This window comes from Zhongshania sp. (assembly GCF_041623545.1).
Classification (GTDB): Bacteria; Pseudomonadota; Gammaproteobacteria; order Pseudomonadales; family Spongiibacteraceae; genus Spongiibacter.
In genome coordinates this window covers 1-3,926 of sequence record NZ_JBFJWS010000295.1, presented here as the reverse complement: position 1 = coordinate 3,926, position 3,926 = coordinate 1, and the positions used below count along the sequence as shown (strand labels likewise).

The following is a 3,926-nucleotide window of genomic DNA, read 5'->3' as shown; positions in this document are numbered from 1 at the left end:
TTGAATACGCGTTGTTGTAATCGGTAATTGCATTGCGTATATCCTGCTCCGAGAGCTTGTGGCGGTTGGTTTTCAATTGATTATCTCAAGCATGATAAGTTTACTTTGCGATTGTGGCCATGATTTAAACTTCCGAATAGTTGGTGCATTTGCCGCGTCTCCAACTGAGTGGCGAGACAGCTGTCACGGCTTGACGGAGGCGGGCGTATTACTTGTCTGGCGCGGTTGTTGGCTTAGCATTTATCGGCGCTGAGTGTTGGTCTGGAATAGACTTATGGCTTACTAAGCGCTGAGTGTTTATAAAGCCAGGGTTATTTTTTGAACTGCCGAAATGAGTCAATAATTATGGATACATCAGAACCTTCAGTGATTTGTCATGTTGATAATGGCCTGTGTCGTCTTATCTTAAACCGGCCGGAAAAGCTCAATGCGCTGAGCTTAGCGAGCTTCGAAGCAATTTCGACCTATTTAGACCAACTGAACTATGAAGAAATTGGCTGTTTGTTGCTGACAGGGTCTGGCCGCAGTTTTTGTGCTGGCCATGATTTAGAAGGCCTTGCCTCTGGTGCAGAGGGTGGGGCGGCGGAGCGTATAGAAAATAAACTCGTCGAGCGCTTAGCTACGCTGCCATTTCCTGTTGTTGCTGGTGTTCGGGGCCACTGCTATACCGGAGGGCTGGAGCTGGTGCTAGCGGCGGATATTATCATCGCTGCCGAAGATGCTCGGTTTGCGGATACGCACTCTAAATTTGATTTAGTACCTATTTGGGGGTTAACGCAACGTTTGCCTCGACGCGTCGGTATGGCTAAGGCTAAAGAGATGATTTTTACCGCACGCAGCTATTCTGGTATTGAAGCGGTGCAAATGGGTTTGGCAAACATGGCAGTCCCAGATGTCGAGCTCGATAGCGCAGTCGAGGCACTATGTGCAGATATTTTAAAAACCAGTCGGCGTTCCAATCGCGAGATCAAAAAGCTGTTTGAAGATACCGATGGTATGAGTCTCGCGGCGGGGAATGCCTGGGAACTTCATCATACGCCAGGGCATGGTCCCGGCTTTGCCGAGGTGATTCGCAATTTTAACGCGAAGAATTAATATTACGACTAACGTTGCCGGGGTGTGACGGGGGATATTAAGCGATCTGCAAAATGCTGCGTTGAATAAACAGCACTAGGTCGGAGTGTCCCCTTGCGCCCATTTTTGCGTAAATCTTTTTGGAATACGTCCGTGCGGATTCGACGGTTAAACTAAGTGCCTGCGCCGCATCGGTGATATTCATACCACGGCCTAAGGCGAGTGCTAGTCGCGCTTCGCTAGGCAGTAAATCGAACAATTGAATCAGTTGCTCACAGTGATCAGTAGCTGACGCGCTGTCGCTATGCACATAGGCAACAACTGCCGGAACGGACGTGGCTGAGATGACATCGCGGTTGGCTTTTACCAGCAACATGTCTAGCCAGGGGTCCCTACTTAAGATTATTGCGCGGGGTTTTGCATTAGCAGTATTTGCTAGCGCGGTAATCGCGCTCATGATGTCGCGGCCGTGTTTGGCCGACGATGCCTTGAGGTAGCCATGGGGGTCGCGGTGCAAGACACCAGATTTTTCAAGAATATGGTGACCCTGATCATCGGTTTCCAGTATTTGGCCAGTAGTATCTAAGGTGATCCAACCAAAGCTGAGGCGGTGGATGGCGTCGCCTGCGAGAGTGGCGTTAGTCCGCTCTCGCTCTAAGGCGACGTAGCTGCGTAAAATACTGCGCAGGTAGGGCTCGAGCGATGTTAATAGGCTGTCGTCCTTTGCTTCGAAGTCCTGCTCGCGCCGAGTGATGGTGAGCCAGGCATTGACTCCGCTGGCTTCTACCAAGCGCATCATCCTTGCACTGTTCATCCCGCTGGGGCTCATTACCGCTTCTAGGTAGGCGGCATGGGCAGGATTGTTGCTGTCGAGTAGCTCATCGAGTGTGTACACTCGGGCCTCGTTCATTTCGTGGTAGGGCGTGGGATCGCGTCGGTAGAAACTATCGCGGTATAGCTGCTGAATAACCGGTGGACACCGGTTGCCTGAAAATAGGTGAAAAACGGTGTTCGTTGCTAAGCCGGGGGGGCGAAAGACAAGGCTTGCATAGTCCGCTTGCGTACACTGGCGTAACTCGTCAAGAAACGTCGACCATTGCGGGCTTTCAAAGGGGCCATTCATTAGCGCAAGTAATAGCTTTGAGCCGGTCTTGGATTCCACAATACTCTCTCAACGTGCGTATTTTATCGTTGTTATTGCTATATACCAGCGTAGTGCTGAGTGGTTTTTTTAGGGTGACGCGGGGTGTGTTTGGCCCCGCGTTTATACAGATTATCAGAATCCAGTCGCTTATGCCCTTACCAGGCCACGCGGCTGTATAACACCTAAGTCGATATGGGTTACTACGCCCGACCTAGCATCGCAGACTGCTGGGATGGCGGTAGCGCCCATGAGTGCGGTCCACGGTAGGCCATTGAAGGGGCGGCGGCCATCGGCTTCGGTACCGCCCATAACCCTGACCTCGAGTGGCGGGTTACCGTGCATTTGTACTAAGTAGCAGCTGTCGCCGCTATTCCATTTTGGCTCGACATCCTCGCCCATCACCCAGTAGAAGTGATAAATCATAAAGGGCGCGCCATCTACCCAAGCTGTCCACTCGAAGTGCTGACCGGCAACGGTGCCGGTGCGGATAATACCGCCGCCGGGAATGCCTTCACCGAGTGTGTAGGGAATATCTTTAGTCGCTTTTGCGACTTCTAGTTTTGTTGTTATTTTTTCGAGCTTTTTGCCCAAACCTTCAATGACCATGGCCATTGATCCTTCAAAGGCAAAGGGCGCTTCTGGGGAGCGGCTCGGATTGGCTAGTAACTCGTCGGGGTCACGACCAAAGCCCATAACTTCGGTGTAAATCATCGGGTTTCTGAGTTTGTCGATTATCTCGGTAACCTCGATGCAGTCGACGCGGTCCATGAGTCGGGTCAGGGTGAGCGGCAAAATGTCGCCAGAGAAACCAGGGTGTACACCGCAGCCATGATATGAGGTATTGCCATCCCGGCAGGCAGCCTCAATCTTGTCAAATTGATCGCGATAGCGCTCGGTCGGATTAAACGGGCCTGCGGCGGTAACCACGTTTTTCCCCGAGCGCAGGAGGCGGCAGTACAGATCAACGTCTTGAATCAATGCAGCAAAAAATACGCAATCGGCATCGAGCTTAATAAGTTCTTCAATATCGTTGGTGGCGAGCACCCCGGTAGGGGGGAGGCCAAGCAATTCGCCCGCGTCTTTGTTGATTTTTTCGGGCTTGGTGACATATACACCAGCGAGTTCTATGACCGGATTTTCTATGAAATGTTTTAGCGCGACTTTACCAACGGTGCCTGTGGCCCACTGAATTACGCGATATTTTTTTTGTGACATGCGTTTTCCGCCTTGTTTATTTTTTGTTGAAATTGCTGAGTAGCATTTTGTGTGTCGTTGACCTCAATTGAGCGAGCGAACTTGACCGCCATCAACTCGATAGTTCGCGCCAGTGACAAAGCCGGATAGGGGGCTCGCAAGCATGCTGATGACCATTGCGAGATCTTGCGGGGTGCCAAGTCGACCAGCTGGGGGTAGGTCAAATACCTTATCGGCGGCTAAGCGCTGGGTGACCTCTTCAATCGTTAAGCTGTCATCCCCATATTTGATTCGGCCGAATCTGAGCAGACCATCGACCATAATGATGCCGGGTGACACGGTGTTAACGGTAATGCCGACGCCTTTCAGTGAACCCGCAAGGCTCACGGTGAAGTTATTTAGCGCGGCTTTTGCACCGGAATAATCAGCGCCAAGGTTATTCGGCTGCACTGCGACAGCGCTGGAAACATTGATGATCCGACCAAATTTTGCGGCCACCATGTCCGGCACGGCA

The 3,926-nt window shown here is 51.5% G+C and carries 4 protein-coding genes; 1 reads left to right on the top strand and 3 read right to left on the bottom strand.

Translation table 11 applies throughout. The features are described 5' to 3' along the window. The first annotated feature begins 345 nt into the window (after positions 1–345). The gene (locus tag ABYT30_RS16750; RefSeq protein WP_373080400.1) at positions 346–1,095 is read left to right on the top strand and encodes an enoyl-CoA hydratase/isomerase family protein; all 750 of its coding nucleotides are present in this window, start codon (positions 346–348) and stop codon (positions 1,093–1,095) included. 37 nt (positions 1,096–1,132) lie between these two features. Here the strand turns inward: ABYT30_RS16750 and ABYT30_RS16745 are convergent, their stop codons facing one another. The 3 genes from ABYT30_RS16745 to ABYT30_RS16735 form a co-directional block, all read right to left on the bottom strand. Then, positions 1,133–2,236 carry a helix-turn-helix transcriptional regulator gene (locus tag ABYT30_RS16745; protein WP_373097581.1) on the bottom strand — a complete coding sequence of 368 codons (1,104 nt, stop codon included), beginning with the start codon at positions 2,234–2,236 and terminating at the stop codon, positions 1,133–1,135. Positions 2,237–2,365: 129 nt separating this feature from the next. Next, a complete protein-coding gene (locus ABYT30_RS16740) occupies positions 2,366–3,433 on the bottom strand; it encodes a hypothetical protein (protein ID WP_373080396.1) in 1,068 nt (355 codons plus the stop codon). A 63-nt stretch (positions 3,434–3,496) separates the two neighbouring features. Further along, positions 3,497–3,926 (bottom strand): SDR family NAD(P)-dependent oxidoreductase (locus tag ABYT30_RS16735; RefSeq protein WP_373097579.1); only part of this gene is annotated, 430 nt, incomplete at its 5' end.